This window comes from Umezawaea sp. NPDC059074 (genome assembly GCF_042738955.1).
Lineage (GTDB): Bacteria > Actinomycetota > Actinomycetes > Mycobacteriales > Pseudonocardiaceae > Umezawaea.
In genome coordinates, this window is record NZ_JBHYHC010000011.1 from 50,569 (window position 1) to 66,848 (window position 16,280).

Consider the following 16,280-nt stretch of genomic DNA (forward strand, 5'->3'; position numbering starts at 1 on the left):
TTTCGGTTAGCATCCAGCTCATGGCCCACATCGCGAACGTGTACGACCGGAACTGCCCGTCCCGCGAGGTCGTCGGCGTCGTCGCGAGCCACTGGGGCTCGCTGGTGCTCGGGGCGCTGCTCGACGGCACGCTGCGGTTCGGCGAACTGCGCCGCGCGGTGGGCGGGATCAGCGAGAAGATGCTCGCCCAGACCCTCCAGGCGCTGGAGCGCAACGGGCTCGTGCACCGCGAGGTGCGCCCGGTGATCCCGCCGCACGTCGACTACTCGCTCACGCCGCTGGGCGTCGTGGTGTCGCGGCAGGTCCGGGGGCTGTTCGCGCTGGTCTACGAGAACCTGCCGGACATCGCGACCGCCCAGCAGGCCTACGACACCGCGCGGGCGCAGGCCTGCTGAGCCTCGGGCGCTAGAGCTTCGCGACCTGCTCGGCCGCCAGCAGGAACGCGCCCACGCCGAACGACGTGGTGGCGTCCTTGCTCAACGGCTGGTGGTCCGACGGCTGCTGGCCCGCGCCCTGCACGTAGCCGAGCCTGCCGCTGGGTTGCAGCGCCACCCGCACGATGCCGTCCCAGCCCTTCTGCGCCACCGGCCGGTAGGTGGCCGCGTCCAGCACGCCCTTGTTGACGCCCCAGGCGATGCCGTAGGTGAAGAACGCGGTGCCGCTGGTCTCCGGGCCGGGGTAGTTCTGCGGGTCGCCCAGGTTCACGTTCCAGAACCCGTCCGAGCGCTGCACCGCCGCGAGCTGCGCGGCCAGCGCGCGGAAGTCGGCGAGGTACTCGGCGCGGTACGGGCTGGTGGTCGGCAGCACGTCCAGCACCTTGGCGAGCGCGGCGAGCGCCCACCCGTTGCCGCGCGACCAGTAGACGTTGCGCGGCACGTAGTTCTTGTCCCGCCACCACAGCCGCTTGGTCGGGTTCCACAGCCCGTTGCCGCTCTCGCGGGTCTTGGTCCACCGGTAGAGCTGGTGGCCGAAGTCGACGTACTTCGCGTTGCCGGTCTGGGCGCTCAGCCGGGCGTAGATCGGCATCGCCATGTGGAGCGCGTCGACCCACCACCAGTAGCTCGTCTTGCCGGTGGCGATGGTCGCGTCGATCTCGGCCAGCACGGCCGCGATCCGGCGCGGCTCGGGGTTGTCGGCGTACAGGTCGAGGTACGGCTGGCTCGCCGCCTGGTGGTCGGCGAAGTGCGGATTGCTCGAGGACGTGCCCAACTGGAACGTGAACTTCGTCGCCCACCGGAGGGTGAAATCGCGGTACGCGGTGGCGCCGGTCGCCCGGTAGAGCGCCATCACGCCGCTGTGCAGGGTGGCGTTCTCCCAGTTGTTGTTGCCGAGGTTCGACCCCGTCGTCCTGATCCAGTAATCGGCCGCCAGACGGGCCGGGACCAGCGCCGATGGCGCCGCGGACGCTTTCGGGGTGGGAAGCAGCAGAACCCCGGCCGCGCTCGCCAGGAAAGTGCGTCGCCTCACTACCAGACCTCCTACGTCGGATCGATCAAGGAGCAGCCGTGGCGACGACAACACCCATTCAACCGCGCCAGAGATCGGATGAGAAGACTCACTGCTCGGGCAACGTCAGGTGAATTCCAGGTGAGCTTTGTCAGAATGGGGGTATGACGCAGCCATTCACGGACGACCTGCATCCGGCTCTGCCGTATCCGGGCACGCGACCGGAGGCCTGCTTCGTGCACCTCGACGGCGAGGGCTGGCCGGTCACCCCGGACCCCGCGACCGACTCCGGCTGGCGCGTCGCACCCGACGGCCTCGACCTCGACGACTGGCTCGCCGAGCACGGCGAGCCACCGCTGGCGGCGCGGATGCCGGTGCTGGCGTACGGGTCGAACGCGAACCCGGCGAAGGTGACCTGGCTGCGCGAGGAGATGGGCCTGACCGGCCCCGCCGTAGTGCTGCGGGCCCGGTGCGAGGGCATCGCGGCGGTGTGGGCGGCGGGCCTGCGGGCCCGTGACGGCGAGCGCCCGGCGACGCTGGCCGCCGCGCCCGGCGTCGTGGAGGAGCACGCCGTGTGGATGGCCACGGCCGACCAGCTGCGCGTGCTGGACCGGTGCGAGGGACGTGGGCTGCGCTACCAGCTCGTGCGGCTGCACACCGGCGAGATCACCCTGTTCAACGGCGGCCGCGTGGACGCCGTGCTGGCCTACACCGGGGCCGGGATGCGCCGGATGCCGCTGCTCGTGCACGGCGTGCAGGTGCGGTGCTCCGAAGTCGGCCAGCGCCGGGCGCGCGGGCTCGGCGGCCGACCGGCCGACACCGACGGCCTCGACGTGACGCCCGTGCTCGGCGACCCGTCGCCGGACGACTGGCCGGACCGGCTGTTCGTCTACGGCACGCTCCAGCCCGGCGGCTCCCACTGGAGCCTGCTGGAGGACCACGTGGAGGGCCGCGCGGTCCCCGTGACGCTGCCCGGCACCCTGCACGACACCGGCCACGGCTACCCGGCGCTGCGGCCCGGCGACGGGCCCGGCGTGCCCGGCCACGTCGTGCGGCTCGGCGCGCCCGAGGAGGCGTTCCCGGTGCTCGACAAGTACGAGGGCGACGAGTACCGCCGCGGCCGGGTCGTGCTGCCGGACGGGACCGTGAGCTGGACGTACCTGTGGGGCGAGAGCGTCGAGGGGATGCCCGTCCTGCCCCACGGCTGGGCGGTTTAGGCGCTTTCCGGCGGTTCCGCACCCGAACCGGTGAACTTCCGACGATCGGAGCGAACCAGCGGGCAGTCCTCCACGTCCTCCTGATAGGACCACGACCGGGCCGTCTCCACGGACGGCGGATCAGGGAGGACTGACATGAGCCGACGACTGATCGCCTGCGGGTTCCTCGGACTGGCGCTGCTGGTGTCCGCGTGCGGGGCGAAGCAGGCCGCCACGGGCGGGACGCCCTCGACGTCCAAGCAGGCCGCGTCGTCCTCGTCCTCCGCCCCGTCCTCGACGTCGACACCCGCGCCGTCGTCGCTGGCCACTCCGCCGCCCGCCGTCGCGCAGGCCCCGCAGACCACGAAGTGCGTCGGCGACTCGCTGTCGGCGAAGGTCGACATGGAGGACGCGGGCGCGGGCCAGCGGCACGCCAAGCTGGTGTTCACCAACATCGGCGCGGCCCCGTGCACGCTGACCGGCTACAGCGGCTTCCAGCTGCTGGCCAACGGCGCGAACATCACCACGTCGACCAAGCGCGACCTCGACCCCGGCCCGACGACGATCACCGTCGCCCCCGGCGCGACCGCCGTGGCCAACCTGGGCTGGACCGTCGTGCCCAGCGGCGACGAGAGCGTGACCGGCCCGTGCGAGCCCGAGGCGAACGCCGCCGCGGCCATCGCGCCGGACGACACCAAGCAGATCGAGTTCCCGTGGACCTTCGGCCCCGTGTGCGGTGCCGGTGAGATCACCATGAGCGCGTTCTACGCTGCCTAGGTGATCGAATCCAACGTCACCGGCCACGCGGGCGAACTCGCGGTCCACACCTGGCCGAACCTGGAGGCCCGCTGGCTCGCCGTGCTCGTCCACGGCTACGGCGAACACCTCGGCCGCTACGAGCACGTCGCCGCCGCGCTGGGGGCGGCCGGGGCGCTGGTCGTGGGCGGCGACCTGGTCGGCCACGGCGGCTCGGAAGGGCGGCGGGGAGCGGTCGCGGACATCGACGGCCTGGTGGCGGACGTGCACGCGGTGACCCGCTCGATCGCGACGCCGTTGCCGACTGTCCTGGTGGGACATTCGGTGGGTGGGTTGGTCGCCGCGCGCTATGCGCAGGTGCACGGGCACGAGCTGGCGGCGTTGGTGTTGTCGGCTCCGGTGTTGGGGGCCTGGCAGGGGTTGGACCTGTTGGCGTTGGAGGAGATCCCGGACGCGCCGATCGATCCTGGGTTGTTGTCGCGGGATGCTGAGGTGGGGACGGCCTACGCGGCGGATCCGTTGGTGTGGCACGGGGGGATCGGGCGGGAGGCGTTGGAGGCGTTGGAGCGGGCCCTGGAACTTGTCGGGGACGGGGGGACGTTGGGGGAGCTGCCTACGTTGTGGCTGCACGGGGACGACGATCAGGTGGTGCCACTTGCGGATACGCGGGCTGGGACGGATCGGATTCGGGGGATGGGGTTCCGGGAGCGGGTCTACGCCGGGGCTCGGCACGAGGTGTTCAACGAGGTGAACCGGGATGAGGTCCTGGGGGACGTCGTGGGGTTCGTGCGGGAGGCTTTGAAGCTTTGAGGAGCTGAGGCTTCCCGGCCTTTCGCTGGCCTTGGCCACGATCTCGGTCTTGGCGGGAACCTCGGCCACGCTCTTGACCTTGCCCCGACTCCACTCGCAGGTCCGATCGGGACTCGGGTCGGACCTGGTCTTGGGCTGATCTCGGTCACTGTCCTGGCCTTGGCCTTGGCCTTGGCCTTGGCCTTGGCCTTGGCCCTGGCCCTGGCCCTGGCCCTGGTCTTGGCCGTGACCCTGGCCTTGGCCCTGGCCGTGACCCTGGTCTTGGCTGTGGCCTGGTCTTGGGCCTTGTCCCTTCCCGGTCTGGCGTCTGAGTCGCTCGATCGAGTGATCCCGTTTTTGTCGGTGCTCGCTTGTACCTTGTGTATCGGGGGGTCCTGCTCGATGGGGGACCTCTTGGAGCTGTGCGTTATCGAGTCTTGGCGTGGGTCTCCCGGCGGCTGCGATTTCCAGCGTGCTGTGGCCGATTTGACATGGGGACCCCTCATTTCGGCCTTTGTCGGGCTCAAAAGGCGGTCCAAAGAGAGTCCCGCCCGACCACAATTTTAAGGCCGAAATCCCCATGTCAAATCGGCCACGTTCCGTGGCCCCCGCCCGCCAGTCCCAGCGTGGTCGCCACCGACCCTGTGCCTGGGTGGTGGGCCGCCATCTTGTCTTGGGCCTGCTTGTGGCTAATCAGTTGGCCCTGTGTCTGTCAGGTGGGCCACTACGTTGTCTTGGGCCTGCTTGTGGTCACCAATGGGCTGCGTGTCTCGGCGGTAGGCGTAGTGGATCAGGCCTTTGTGGTGTTTGGCGAGCTTGTCGTACAGCTTGCGGGCCGGGGAGTCTTCCAGGGTGTTCCAGTAGAGGCTTGGGTGGCCGTGGTCTTCCGCGTTTTTGGCCAGCCACTGGAGCATCGTCGTGGCTATGCCTTGTCTGCGGGCTTCTGGAATCACGTACAGGTCTGCCAGGTAGCACTTGTCGGAGTACCAGACGCTGGTGTGGAACAGGTAGTTGGCCATTCCGACCGCTTTGCCGTTCAGGGTGGCTTTGACGCCGTGGATCCTGTCGTCGTCCATCAGGCGTCGCCAGGTCCGCTCGTAGGCCTCGTCCGCTCTTGTGGTGCCGAAATGGGTGTCCGCCGCGCGGGCCAGGGCTTCCCAGGTGGTGCGGTCGGATTCGGTTACCGGGCTGATCTCCACCATGCGGCCCATCCTGCCCGGTCGTGGTGGTGTGCGAGGCCTTAAGGTCCCGCGCATGGCGGACTTCGACCTTCCCACTGCCCTCGGCCTGCCGGCTGTCCTTCCGCCGTTGCGGATGCCCTCGACGAGCGAGCTCGCGGGCCTGGCTCGGGGCAGTGCGCTGCTCGGGCAAGCCCTCGCGCTGTCCGCGTGGGCGGACGGGCGGAAGGTGTACGAGGACTCCGACTTCGACGAGTTCGACGGCTCGTTGTCCGACTCGCTGGACCAGGTCTGGTACCTGGCGCACGCGGTCGGGTTCGTCGAGGTGGACGAGGACTCGAACCTGGCGACGCTCGGGCCGAGCGCGGAGCCGTGGCGCAGCGGTGACGACGAGGCCGTGCTGGAGCTGTGGGACGAGGCCTACACGCACCTGGTCATCGAGTCGATGGCGATCGAGTCCGGTGAGGAGCTGGACCTCGAAGGGGTCGGCGGGGCCACGATGACCGCGCTGTTCATGGCCCGCAGTGCCGGGCTCGCTCTCGCCGAGTTCACGGCGATGGCGCGGGCCGCGGCGCTGGAGCAGAACATGCCCGAGCGCTGGACCGCGTACGTCGACGCCCACGGCGACCCCGCGCAGGTGCTGCTGAAGCGGCTGCACGCGCTCGGCGCGGTCGAGTTCGACGACGACACCGCCCGCATGACGCCCCTCGGCGCCACGATCATGCGCGACCAGATGTGCGACGGCGGCTTCACGATCCCGCCGCTGCCCGAGGTCGCCGACATGACCGCCGCCGACCTGGTGGCTGCCACCGCGGCGCTGACCCCCGACCAGCTGCGCGCCGACACCGCCGCCTGGCTGGCGCTGCGCACGCCCGCCGACGCGGCCTCCGAGCTGCTGGCCGCCGCCGTGGACGCGACGGGCCGGGTGTTCGCCGCGACCACGATCGCCGACATCGACGTGGACACCGCGACCACGTGGCAGCCCGCGCTGGCCACGCCCGAACTGCGCCCCTACGCCCAGCAGGCCCTCACCCGGCCCCACGAGCCCGCCGACCGCGCGTGGCTGCTGGTGGACGCGCTGGCCGTCACCACGGACCCGGACGACCCGGCCGCCATCGCCGCCGAACTGGCCAAGGCCGCCGACGGCGACGAGACCGCCCTGTTCGAGCACGTGTGGCGCCTCCCCCACCCCGACGCGGCCGCCGCGCTCACCCTGATCGGCGACCGCCACCCCGAGAAGAAGACCGCCAAGGCCGCCCGCAAAGCCGCGTTCAAGGCCGCGTCGAGGCGCTGAGGGTTCGCTGGAGCCACCGCCGTGCCGTGCCGTCACACGTTCGTGGAGAATTCGCCCTGATGGCTGACGATGACCTGGAGCTGCTGATCACCGTGGTGGTCGGGGCCGATGACGAGCAGCAGGCGCGGGCGTCTTGTGCGGGGCTCATCGCGCTGGTCGGTGGGCGGGTCGTGCAGGCGGGCGACTGCTCCGACGAGGAGCCGGGGTGCTGGTCGGTGACGATCAGCGCGCCGAGCGGTGAGCACGTGTCGGAGAGCGTGGCCGGGGCGTTGGCGCGAGCCGTGCGGACGTTCGTGCGGCTGCTCGGCGACGACGTGGTGGTGCCGCGGGTGGCGTGCGAGCCGCCCACGGCGTGGACCGTGCTGGACGACCCGGACGCGCTGGAGGCGCTGGTGCCGGGGGCCGAGCGGATGCTCGTGGAGGCCTGGGCGGGCGGGGATCCGGATCGGCGTCCGACCGAGGAGGTCGTCGAGGAGCCCGCCGAGGTGGAAACACCGAGCGTGTCGTGGGTGCGGTTGGCGTTGCGGGTCGACGTGGCCGCCGAACGCCGCGCGGGTGCGGAATGGCAAGCGCGGGCGGTAGCCAGTCGGGTCTCCAATGGGGGCAGCATCACCCGAGTGGTGGCGGGTGACCATGTACTCAGCGTGCATCTCGACCTCGGTTCGAGTGTCGACTCGCCCACTACCGCGCTACACACGGCCGTGGCCCAACTGGGCCAGTCGGACTGGTCCGAGATGGTGCACGGTGATGACTCCGCGACTATCCGCTGGTCAGCGACCCCGAGGCCGGACGCCGGGATCGTCGCGCTGGAGATGACCGCCACCGTCGCGTCCACTTCGGTCTGGACGGAGCCCGAGTAAGATCAACAGCAAGGTCCGGGCGAGTGAACTCGCAGGTCCACCCGCCTGGCCGATCTTGCTTGTGAAGCGTCAAACTTTCGGTACTAATAGGGTGGTCGGTCTACGGCCACCCGTTGCACTCGGAGAGGGTCGGAGCCGACATGGCCAGCATCGAAGAGGTCCGTGCCGCGATTGCCCAGGCGATCGAGAAGGCGGGCCAGAGCGCCGCCGCTCTGCAACAGGCAGCCGACCTGGCCGAGGACGCGCAGGCGTTGCTGAGCAGCGCGGTGCAGGGCAGCGCCCAGTCCGACGCCGAGCAGGCCAACGCCCAGTTCGCCGAGGTCATCAACGGCGTCAGCGACCTGCAGAAGCACCTGGGCGCTGGGATTTCCCAGGCCGAGGGCATCAACTCCAGGCTATGACGTGACGTCGGTCGCCGAGGTCAAGGTCGCGCTCGAGCAGAGCTGCGAGCACCTGCGGGACGCCTACCGCAGCGTGCACGAGGCCCAGAAGGCGCTGGACGCCGCCGTCGACCTGCTGGTCGAGGCGGGGGCGAACCACCCGGAGTCCTTGCTGCCCGCGGGTTTCGCGGCGGCCAAGGACCGGTTCCCCGACCAGTTGTCGCTGATGGTGAACAGCCTCGAACTGGTGCAGCGCATAGCGGTGGAGCTGTGACGTGAGCAGGCGGGACGACCGCCGCCGGAAGATAGAGGACTCCTTCGAGGAGTTCCGGCTCTCCGTCGCGGCGGCACTGGGCAACGCCTCGCGCGAGCACCGCGAGCTGGCGGACGAGCGCGCCCGCGACATGTTCGAGGTCATGCTGCGCGGCGAGGGCGTCGACCGCGCGCTCCAGGACCCGCTGCTCGCCGACGCGCTGGCCAACCCGGCGTTCTCCAGCAGGCTCGCGCGGGCGCTGATGGACCGCGTGGACGCGTTCCGCGGCTGGTCCGAGCGCGGCCCGGACCAGCTGTCCTCGTTGGTGCAGACCGTTTCCCCCGGTCCGGCGTCGTGGCCGCACGAGTCGTGGCTCGGCGACGCGGGCGGCGCCGACGGCGGCACGGTGCCGGAGCTGTGGCGCATCGGCACGGGGGTCGTGCGCAGCGCGCCCGAGCAGCGGCCGTTCCCGGTCGCCGTCCCCCTGCTGGACCACGCGCACCTGCACATCGCGTCCACCCCCGCCAGCCGCCACCACGCCGACGGCCTGGTGGAGAACCTGCTGCTGCGGGTGCTCAGCTACTTCCAGCCCGGTCTGGTCCACGTGCACGTGTGGGACGTCAACCAGCTCACCGGCTCGCTGCCGGGCCTGTACCCGTTGACCCGCGCGGGCCTGCTGACCGTGCACGACCCCGCGCGGCTGCACGAGCTGCTGGACGAGCTGTCCGACCACATCCGCCGGGTGCACACCAGCGTGCTGGTCGACGGCCACCTGTCGGTGCGGTCGGTCAGCGGCTCCGGCCGCCGCGCCGAGCCGTGGCGGATCGCGGTGCTGTTCGGCAACCGGCAGGCGCTCAAGGAGGAGCAGCAGCAACAGCTGCAACGCGTGGCGCGCAACGGGTTGGCCTGCGGCATCGTGCTGGTGATCGTGGACATCCCGATCACGGTGAACTCCCCCATCGAGACCGTGACGCTGGCCGCGGACCAGACCGCGACCTGCACCATGACCGGCAAGCATGTGGCCGTGACGCTGGACCCGCCGTTCCCGCGCACGCAGGTGCCGAGGGCGTGCGCGACCATCGCCGAGAAGCGCGAGGAGCGCCGGTCGCGGTTCGGCACGTTCGGCGACCTGCTGCCCGAGCACCTGTGGATGGAGAGCTCGTCCGCGGGCGTCGTGGCCCCGATCGGCTACCAGGACGGCGAACCCGTGGCGCTGGGCCTGGGCGACACGTCGCCGCACGCCCTGATCGGCGGGCCGAGCGGGTCGGGCAAGACGAACTTCCTCTACGCCATGCTCGGCAGCCTGGCCGCCCGGTACTCGCCGGACGAGCTGGAGCTGTACGTCCTGGACTTCAAGGAGGGCGTGTCGTTCGCGCAGTTCGCGCCGGGCCGCAAGGACCCGAGCTGGCTGCCGCACGCGCGGCTGGTCGGCGTGAACGTGAACACCGACCGCGAGTTCGGCGTGGCGCTGCTGAAGTTCCTGTCCGACGAGATGCGCAGGCGCGCGGACGCCGCCAAGCAGCACGAGGTCACGAAGCTGGAGCAGCTGCGCGCGGAGGACCCGCGCGGTCGGTGGCCGCGGATCGTCGCGGTGATCGACGAGTTCCAGTACCTGTTCGGCGAGCGCGACCACGTGACGCAGCAGGCGACGCAACTGCTGGAGGACGTGGCGCGGCGCGGCCGGTCGCAGGGCATCCACCTGGTGCTGTGCAGCCAGGACGTGGCGGGCATCGAGGGCTTCTGGGGCAAGTCCGCCATCTTCGAGCAGTTCACCGTCCGGGTCGCGCTGCCGAAGGCGCGGCGGGTGCTGGCCGAGCCGCAGAACGACGCCGCCGTGGAACTCCCCCGCTGGCACGCGGTCGTGAACCACGAGTCCGGTGTGCGGCACGGCAACGAGATCGCGCGCATCCCGGACTCCACCAGCAAGGGCACGTTCGACTTCCTCCAGCGGGAGCTGCACCGCCGCCGGAGCCCCGACCTGACCGAGCCCATCCTGTTCGACGGCAGCAAGGTCCCCGCCCTGCACGCCGTGGACGACTTCCAGATGCTCACGCCCGGCGACGCCACCCCGACCGTCCTGCTGGGACAGGTCATCGACGTGGCGGGCAGCGCGGCCAAGGTCCGGCTCGCCCGCACGCCGGGACGCAACATCGCCGTCATCGGCTCGCTGGTGCAGGACGCGGCGGCCGTGCTCGGCGCGGCGGCGATCTCCCTCGGCAGGCAGAACCTGCCCGGTGAGGCCAGGTTCACCCTGTGCTGCCTGGTCGACGAGGCGGAGACCGCCGTGCAGAAGCTCGCCAAGCAGCTGTCCACCGAAGGACATACGGTGGACGTCGTGCGGATGGACGGGGCTCGGAAGTTCCTGGACCACACGGCCCAGGGGCTCACGGACACCATCACCGGCGAGACGACCACGCCTCCCCAGCCGCACTACGTGGTGCTGTACGCCGTCGACGCGGCGCACAGCAGGCTGGAGCAGAAGGACCCGACGACGCGGGCGTCCGGAGTGGACAGCCTGCGCACGGTCCTCAAGCACGGCCCGGAGAACCGCACGCACGTCCTCGGCTGGTGGCGCGGCGTGCAGCGGCTCAAGAGCAGCCTCCCCCCCGGCGTCTACGACGACATCGGCGCGTGGGTCGCCTTCGACGTCCAGGGCAAGGAGCTGATCTCGTTCGGTCCGGAACAGGTCATGGCGTGGTCCCCGCGCCCGCGCCGCGGCCTGTACTTCGACCGCTTCGAGCATTCCCGTCCGCAGGTGGTCATTCCGTTCGACACGGGGGAGGACATCCCATGAACACGCAGTCCAACGGAACGTGCGACGTCCCCGTAGTTCCCCACCAGCGCGTCGGCGACGTGCGGCCGCCCGCGCCGGAGCCCGACGGGCGGTCGGCCGTCGAGCGGTACAAGGAGATCATCGGCACCGCGGGCGACGCCATCGCGGCCATGCGCGCCAAGGACGACGAGCGGGTGGCCGACCTGGTCGCCCGGCTCGCCGAGTCGCAGGACCGGATGGCCGAGGTGATCGACCGCGAGAAGGTCGTGAAGCTCGGGGCGGCGCTGCACTGGGAGCAGGCCGTCGAGGCGCTGTGGGACGAGCGCTGGATGGCGATGAGCCCGATGCCGAGGCCGGACGAGCGGGTGCCCGCGCGGGACCAGCGCGAGTACAACACCGCGATGGACGTGGCGTTCCAGGCGTTGGAGGAGTCGTTGCAGAAGCGCACGTTGTTGCGGCGCAAGACGAAGGAGTGACCGGCGTGGCTCAGTCGTCCGAATAGGACGGTGCGGTCACCCGGCGCAGCAGCGGACCGCAGCAGGCGGCGGCCGCCAGCGCGACCACGAGGCCGAGCGCCATCGGGGCGGCGAGCCACGGCGTGAGCACGACGTGGTCGCCCCTGGTCACGGTGGTCAGGCCCGCGCCGACCAGCGCTCCCGCCGCCGTGGCGCCGAGGGTGGCGACCAGGACCGGGAGCACGATCTCCGCGCGCAAGGCCCTGGTGAGCACCCGGACCGGGGTCCCGGCCGCGACCAGCGCGGTCAGCGTGCGGGCTCGGTCGAGGACCGAGCCCGCCGCGGCGACGGTCGAGCTGATCGCGCCGAGGGCCGCGGCGATCGCGAGGCCGATGGCGGTGGCGCGCACCAGGTCGCCGCTCAGCGCCGCGCCCTCCAGGTCCGTCTTCCGGTTGCCCGTGACGGACGCGCCGGGGAACGAGCGCAGCAGGGCCGCGCGGACGGTCTCGCGGGTCGCCGGGTCGGTCACCACGGCGACGGCGGTGGGTTCCGCGGTCAGGCCGGGGATCAGCGCCGGGTCGATGAACACGTACGAGCGCCCCGAGCCGGGCGGGTACCTGCGGACGGGCAGGTGGGCGGGCACGGTGGACGTGCCGGTGCTGAGCGACATCCGGGCCCCGCCCGCGAGCCGGTCGGCCTGCCACTCGGGGGCGTAGGCCATCGGCGCGGCCTGGCAGATGCCGTCCGGCATCACCGCGAGGACCTTCACGGACTCCTGGCAGGGCGCGATCAGCACCTCCGCGCCCTCCTCGTCGGGGTAGTCGGTCAGGGTCGCGTACCCGGTCACCATCGGCACGACCGCGCCGGTGACGCCGTGCCCGGCGAGGTCCGCGCGCAGGGCCGCGACCCCGGCGTTCCCGCCGCCGATGGTCTCGGCGACCAGCACGTCGTCGCGCCAGGTGCCGTCGCTGAAGGCGATCCGGTCGTCCAGCGAGGGGAACAGGACGAGCGCCAGCGACGCGGTGAACACCGCCAGCACGACCCCCGACGCGCTCCGGAACGCGGCCTTCGGGTCGTCGCTCAGCCGTCGGCCGGCCAGCAGCGTGGACGGCCTGCGCCACCACCGGACGAAGATCCGGCCGACCAGCGCGGTCACCAGGGGTCCGGTCAGCACCAGCGCGAGGGCGACCGCCGCGAGGCCGAGGAGGACCGTGGTGCGGTCGGTGCGCATCCCGAGCAGGAACAACGCCCCCGCGCCGACGAGCAGCGCGAGCCGCACCGGGCTGGCCGGGCGGCTCGGCGGCCGTCCGACGACGCCGAGCGGCCGGGTGACCACGCGCCGGAGGCCGAGGACGGCCGCCACGACCACCAGCACCGGGGCCAGGACCGCGACGAGCGCCACGACGGTCGCGCTCGGGGTGAAGTCGCCGGGCAGCCACGTGCCGCCGTCCCACGGGACGCGCGCGGTCAGGTGGCGCAGCGGGATCGAGGCCACCACGCCGAGCGCGCTGCCCGCGACGGCCGCGACGGCGGTCTCGGTGGCGGTCATCGCCACGACCTGCCACGGGGTCGCGCCCGCCAGCCGCAGGGCGGCGAGCCTGCGGTCGCGGCGGGCGGCCGTGAGCCGGGCCGCGGAGGCCACCAGCACCAGGCACGGCACCGCGAGCACGACCAGTCCGACGCGGGTGAGCAGGTGGAGGAGCCCGTCGCCGGTGTCGACGACGGGGTGGCCGAGCAGGTCCGGACGGGCGGGCCCGCGCAACGCGCCGGGGTCGTGGCCGACCACCGCGACCAGTTCGTCCGGGTACCCGAGGGCTTCGACGCCGAGCGAGCCGATCACCTTGTCCGCGAACAGGTCCCCCGTGTCGAGCCTCGCCAACGCCGGTGACAGCAGCACCTCGCCGGGGCCCGGCACGAACGGGATCCCGGCCGCCAGGGCGGTTCCGGGCCGCAGCGCGGCCACGTCGAACCGCTCCACGAGCCTGCCGCCGACGTCGTCGCGGTTGTGCACCACGACCACGGCGTCCGCGCCGGCCGTGGCGTCCGGAACGCGCCAGCTCTCCCGCTCGGCACGGGCCCGCAGCGCGTTCGGCGCGGCGAGCAGCCACAGCACCAGCACGACGCCCAGCGCCACCCCGAGCGCGACGAGGACGGCGGACCACCGGGTGCGGGAGTCGGCGCGCAGCACCCGGAGCGCGAGGCGGACCGGGGTCACGCCGCGACCAGCCCGTCCCTCAGCTCCACGACCCGTTCGGCGCGGGCGGCGACGGCCTGGTCGTGCGTCACGATGACCACGGCCGCCCCGGTCCGCCGCGCCGCGTCCAGCAGCGACGTCACCATCTCCTGGCCGGTGCGGGTGTCCAGCGCGCCGGTCGGCTCGTCGGCGAACACCACCCGCGGCCGGTGGACGAGCGCGCGGGCGACGGCGACCCGCTGCGCCTGCCCGCCGGACAGCTCGCCGGGCCGCCGCCGTTCCAGGCCCTCCAGCCCGAGCCTGGCCAGCCAGTCGCGGGCCGCGCCCAGCGCGTCGCCGCGCGGAACGCCCGCCAGCAGCAGCGGGAGGGCCGCGTTCTCCTCGGCGGTCAGCTCGGCGACCAGCAGACCGGATTGGAACACGAACCCGAACGCCGACCGGCGCAGCAGGCTGCGCTCGGTCTCGCCGAGGGTGGTGATCGGCTTGCCCGCCAGGAACACCTCGCCGCCGTCCGCGGGCAGCACGCCGGACAGCACGTGCAGCAGGCTGGACTTGCCGGAGCCGGACGGCCCGACGATCGCGACGACGTCACCCGCCCGCACGGTGATGTCGACCCCGGCCAGCGCGGGCACGTCGCCGTACCGCTTCACCAGGCCGCGGCCCGCCAGGACCGGGTGGTGGGTCACCTGGCCGTCGAACTCGATCACCGTCGCCTCCTCGTCGTGCCTGCGGGGCCAGCCTGGCGGGGTGGGGGTGTCCGGCACTTCGGCCGAGCGGGTCGGCGGTATCGGCCGGATGACCGAGACGCGTGATGACCGATCGGCTGACGGCGTTCCGCGGTCGCGGGTCGTAGCGTGTCCGGCGTGGACGGACTGCTGGCCCGTGGGCGGGCGTGGACTTACGGCATGTGGCCCGCGGCGGTGGCGCTCGCGGCGGTGCTGGTGTTCGAGGCCGTGCTGCTGCGCTTCGAGGGCTACCGGGCGATGGCGGCCGTGGCCCCGTCCCTGCTGACCTGCCTGATCGCCGTGGTGGCCGTGCGCAAGCCGGTGGCGGCGGCCATGGCGGCGGCGGGCTCGGTGCTGCTCACCACGTGGTGGTCGGGCCTGCTGGACACCTACTCGATGGCCTACTTCAGCCCGCTGTCCCCGGCCGAGACGCTGGCGTGCCTGATCATCACCGCGCTGGTGGTCCGCCAACGCCCCGGCGAGCAGGCCGCGGTGTCGGTGGCCGTGATGGTCGCCGCCGCCATCCACGCCTCCGTCACGCGCGACCTCAACGGGTACTGGTACCTCGGCGAACCCGGCGACGTGTTCCCCACGGCGATGCTGCTCGTGCTGGCGATCGGCGCGGGCCTGTACTTCCGGGCGCGCGACAAGGACCGGGAGCGGTCGATCCGGGTCGCCGTGTCCACGGCGCAGCAGGAGGAGCGGATCGCGCTGGCCCGCGAGCTGCACGACGTGGTCGCGCACCACGTGACCGGGATCGTGGTGCAGGCGCAGGCGGCGCGGACCGTGGCGGACACCGACCCGCTGGCGGCGCACCGGCTGCTGCCCGGCATCGAGCGCAGCGGCAGCGAGGCGCTGACGGCCATGCGCCGGCTGGTGGGGACCTTGCGAGAGCAGGGGACGGGGGTCGGGTCGGCCGAGGTGGCGACCACGGACCTGGACGCGGACGTGCGGGCGGCCGTGGCGCAGGCGCGCGAGGTCGGCACGCCCGTGGAGCTGACGGTCGACCTGCCGAGGCCGGTGCCGCCGGAGGTGGCGCGCTCGGTGCTGCGGCTGGTGCAGGAATCCCTGACCAACGTGCAGAAGCACGCCCGCGACGCGACCTCGGTCGTGGTCGAGCTGTCCACTTCGGACGACCACGTCCGGCTGCGGGTGCACGACGACGGCACGGGTCTGCCTGGCGAGCCGGTGGGCGGGTCCGGCGGCTACGGTCTGATCGGCATGCGGGAACGGGTGGAGCTGCTCGGCGGCCTGTTCTCCGCCGGACCCACCGGGGTCCGCGGGTGGCAGGTGCTGGCGGAGTTGCCGGTCAAGGGGGGCGCACGATGACGATCCGGGTCCTGATCGCCGACGACCAGGAGATGGTGCGGATCGGGTTCCGGATGATCCTGGAGCACCAGCCGGACATCGAGGTGGTCGCGGACGTGCCGGACGGCGTCTCGGCCGTCGCGAAGGCGCGGGAGCTGCGCCCGGACGTGTGCCTGCTGGACATCCGGATGCCCGGCCTCGACGGCCTGGAGGTGACCCGCAAGCTCACCGGCCCCGGCGTGGTCGACCCGATCAAGGTCGTCGTGGTGACCACGTTCGACCTGGACGAGTACGTGCACACGGCGTTGAGCAGCGGCGCGAGCGGGTTCCTGCTGAAGGACGCGGGCCCGGCGCTGCTGGTCGAGGCGGTGCGGGCGGCGGTGCGCGGCGACGCGCTGATCTCGCCGCAGATCACCGTCCGGATGCTGTCGCACTTCACCCAGCCCGGCCCGACGGCGGACCGCCCGACCGAGCACCTCACCGAGCGCGAGCTGGACGTCGTGCGCGAGGTCGCGAAGGGCTCCACGAACGCCGAGATCGGCGCGGCGCTGTTCCTCTCGCTGTCCACGGTCAAGACGCACCTCGCGTCCGTGCAGGGCAAGCTGGGGGCCCGCAACCGCGTGGAGATCGCGTCGTGGGCTTGGCGTTCGGGGCTGCTCTCCTGATCTGATGC

The 16,280-nt window shown here is 72.3% G+C and carries 16 protein-coding genes; 12 read left to right on the forward strand and 4 right to left on the reverse strand.

The window, feature by feature from the left end:
• Positions 1-20 precede the first annotated feature (20 nt).
• Positions 21-395, forward strand: a complete 375-nt coding sequence (locus ACFWW9_RS08185; protein WP_390373162.1) for a winged helix-turn-helix transcriptional regulator — start codon at positions 21-23, stop codon at positions 393-395.
• A gap of 10 nt (positions 396-405) precedes the next feature.
• Here the strand turns inward: ACFWW9_RS08185 and ACFWW9_RS08190 are convergent, their stop codons facing one another.
• Positions 406-1,467, reverse strand: coding sequence for a glycoside hydrolase family 88 protein (locus ACFWW9_RS08190; RefSeq protein WP_390373164.1), 1,062 nt, complete (start codon positions 1,465-1,467; stop codon positions 406-408).
• A 143-nt stretch (positions 1,468-1,610) separates the two neighbouring features.
• On the opposite strand from ACFWW9_RS08190, the gene ACFWW9_RS08195 reads away from it, so the two are divergent.
• The 3 genes from ACFWW9_RS08195 to ACFWW9_RS08205 all read left to right on the forward strand — a co-directional run bounded on the left by ACFWW9_RS08195 (position 1,611) and on the right by ACFWW9_RS08205 (position 4,208).
• A complete protein-coding gene (locus ACFWW9_RS08195) occupies positions 1,611-2,663 on the forward strand; it encodes a gamma-glutamylcyclotransferase (protein WP_390373167.1) in 1,053 nt (350 codons plus the stop codon).
• Between the two features lie 135 nt (positions 2,664-2,798).
• Positions 2,799-3,419 carry a DUF4232 domain-containing protein gene (locus ACFWW9_RS08200; protein WP_390373169.1) on the forward strand — a complete coding sequence of 207 codons (621 nt, stop codon included), beginning with the start codon at positions 2,799-2,801 and terminating at the stop codon, positions 3,417-3,419.
• Positions 3,420-4,208 (forward strand): alpha/beta fold hydrolase, encoded by a 789-nt coding sequence (locus ACFWW9_RS08205; protein WP_390373171.1) that lies wholly within the window; start codon positions 3,420-3,422, stop codon positions 4,206-4,208.
• Positions 4,209-4,876: 668 nt separating this feature from the next.
• On the opposite strand, the gene ACFWW9_RS08210 is transcribed toward ACFWW9_RS08205, so the two are convergent.
• Complete coding sequence (locus ACFWW9_RS08210; protein ID WP_390373173.1) at positions 4,877-5,389, reverse strand: GNAT family N-acetyltransferase; 513 nt, start codon at positions 5,387-5,389, stop codon at positions 4,877-4,879.
• A gap of 52 nt (positions 5,390-5,441) precedes the next feature.
• Here ACFWW9_RS08210 and ACFWW9_RS08215 point away from each other — a divergent pair, with 52 nt between their 5' ends.
• The 6 genes from ACFWW9_RS08215 (at position 5,442) to ACFWW9_RS08240 (ending at position 11,401) form a co-directional block, all read left to right on the forward strand.
• A complete protein-coding gene (locus ACFWW9_RS08215; RefSeq protein ID WP_390373176.1) occupies positions 5,442-6,659 on the forward strand; it encodes a hypothetical protein in 1,218 nt (405 codons plus the stop codon).
• A 59-nt stretch (positions 6,660-6,718) separates the two neighbouring features.
• Positions 6,719-7,519: a hypothetical protein gene (locus ACFWW9_RS08220; RefSeq protein ID WP_390373179.1), complete on the forward strand. Its 801-nt coding sequence runs from the start codon at positions 6,719-6,721 to the stop codon at positions 7,517-7,519.
• A 140-nt stretch (positions 7,520-7,659) separates the two neighbouring features.
• Positions 7,660-7,920, forward strand: a complete 261-nt coding sequence (locus ACFWW9_RS08225) for a hypothetical protein (RefSeq protein WP_315920625.1) — start codon at positions 7,660-7,662, stop codon at positions 7,918-7,920.
• A gap of 1 nt (position 7,921) precedes the next feature.
• Positions 7,922-8,173 carry a hypothetical protein gene (locus ACFWW9_RS08230; protein ID WP_390373182.1) on the forward strand — a complete coding sequence of 84 codons (252 nt, stop codon included), beginning with the start codon at positions 7,922-7,924 and terminating at the stop codon, positions 8,171-8,173.
• 1 nt (position 8,174) lies between these two features.
• Positions 8,175-10,946, forward strand: a complete 2,772-nt coding sequence (locus tag ACFWW9_RS08235; protein ID WP_390373184.1) for an FtsK/SpoIIIE domain-containing protein — start codon at positions 8,175-8,177, stop codon at positions 10,944-10,946.
• Complete coding sequence (locus ACFWW9_RS08240; protein ID WP_390373187.1) at positions 10,943-11,401, forward strand: hypothetical protein; 459 nt, start codon at positions 10,943-10,945, stop codon at positions 11,399-11,401. The genes ACFWW9_RS08235 and ACFWW9_RS08240 overlap by 4 nt, the downstream gene beginning before the upstream one ends.
• Positions 11,402-11,411: 10 nt before the next feature.
• Here the strand turns inward: ACFWW9_RS08240 and ACFWW9_RS08245 are convergent, their stop codons facing one another.
• Positions 11,412-13,595, reverse strand: a complete 2,184-nt coding sequence (locus tag ACFWW9_RS08245) for an FtsX-like permease family protein (protein WP_390373189.1) — start codon at positions 13,593-13,595, stop codon at positions 11,412-11,414.
• Positions 13,592-14,281: an ABC transporter ATP-binding protein gene (locus ACFWW9_RS08250; protein WP_390373192.1), complete on the reverse strand. Its 690-nt coding sequence runs from the start codon at positions 14,279-14,281 to the stop codon at positions 13,592-13,594. Before ACFWW9_RS08250 ends, ACFWW9_RS08245 begins: the two co-directional genes overlap by 4 nt.
• Before the next feature lie 156 nt (positions 14,282-14,437).
• Here ACFWW9_RS08250 and ACFWW9_RS08255 point away from each other — a divergent pair, with 156 nt between their 5' ends.
• The gene (locus ACFWW9_RS08255; RefSeq protein WP_390373195.1) at positions 14,438-15,628 is read left to right on the forward strand and encodes a sensor histidine kinase; all 1,191 of its coding nucleotides are present in this window, start codon (positions 14,438-14,440) and stop codon (positions 15,626-15,628) included.
• Entirely contained in the window at positions 15,625-16,272 is a 648-nt protein-coding gene (locus tag ACFWW9_RS08260) for a response regulator (protein ID WP_390373197.1), read from the forward strand. Before ACFWW9_RS08255 ends, ACFWW9_RS08260 begins: the two co-directional genes overlap by 4 nt.
• Positions 16,273-16,280: the final 8 nt, after the last annotated feature.

Coding starts and splice junctions, on each gene's coding strand:
- ACFWW9_RS08225 (WP_315920625.1), top strand. CDS start 7,660: ATGGCCAGCATCGAAGAGGTCCGTGCCGCGATTGCCCAGGCGATCGAG.
- ACFWW9_RS08240 (WP_390373187.1), top strand. CDS start 10,943: ATGAACACGCAGTCCAACGGAACGTGCGACGTCCCCGTAGTTCCCCAC.
- ACFWW9_RS08220 (WP_390373179.1), top strand. CDS start 6,719: ATGGCTGACGATGACCTGGAGCTGCTGATCACCGTGGTGGTCGGGGCC.
- ACFWW9_RS08200 (WP_390373169.1), top strand. CDS start 2,799: ATGAGCCGACGACTGATCGCCTGCGGGTTCCTCGGACTGGCGCTGCTG.
- ACFWW9_RS08260 (WP_390373197.1), top strand. CDS start 15,625: ATGACGATCCGGGTCCTGATCGCCGACGACCAGGAGATGGTGCGGATC.
- ACFWW9_RS08215 (WP_390373176.1), top strand. CDS start 5,442: ATGGCGGACTTCGACCTTCCCACTGCCCTCGGCCTGCCGGCTGTCCTT.
- ACFWW9_RS08210 (WP_390373173.1), bottom strand. CDS start 5,389: ATGGTGGAGATCAGCCCGGTAACCGAATCCGACCGCACCACCTGGGAA.
- ACFWW9_RS08195 (WP_390373167.1), top strand. CDS start 1,611: ATGACGCAGCCATTCACGGACGACCTGCATCCGGCTCTGCCGTATCCG.
- ACFWW9_RS08185 (WP_390373162.1), top strand. CDS start 21: ATGGCCCACATCGCGAACGTGTACGACCGGAACTGCCCGTCCCGCGAG.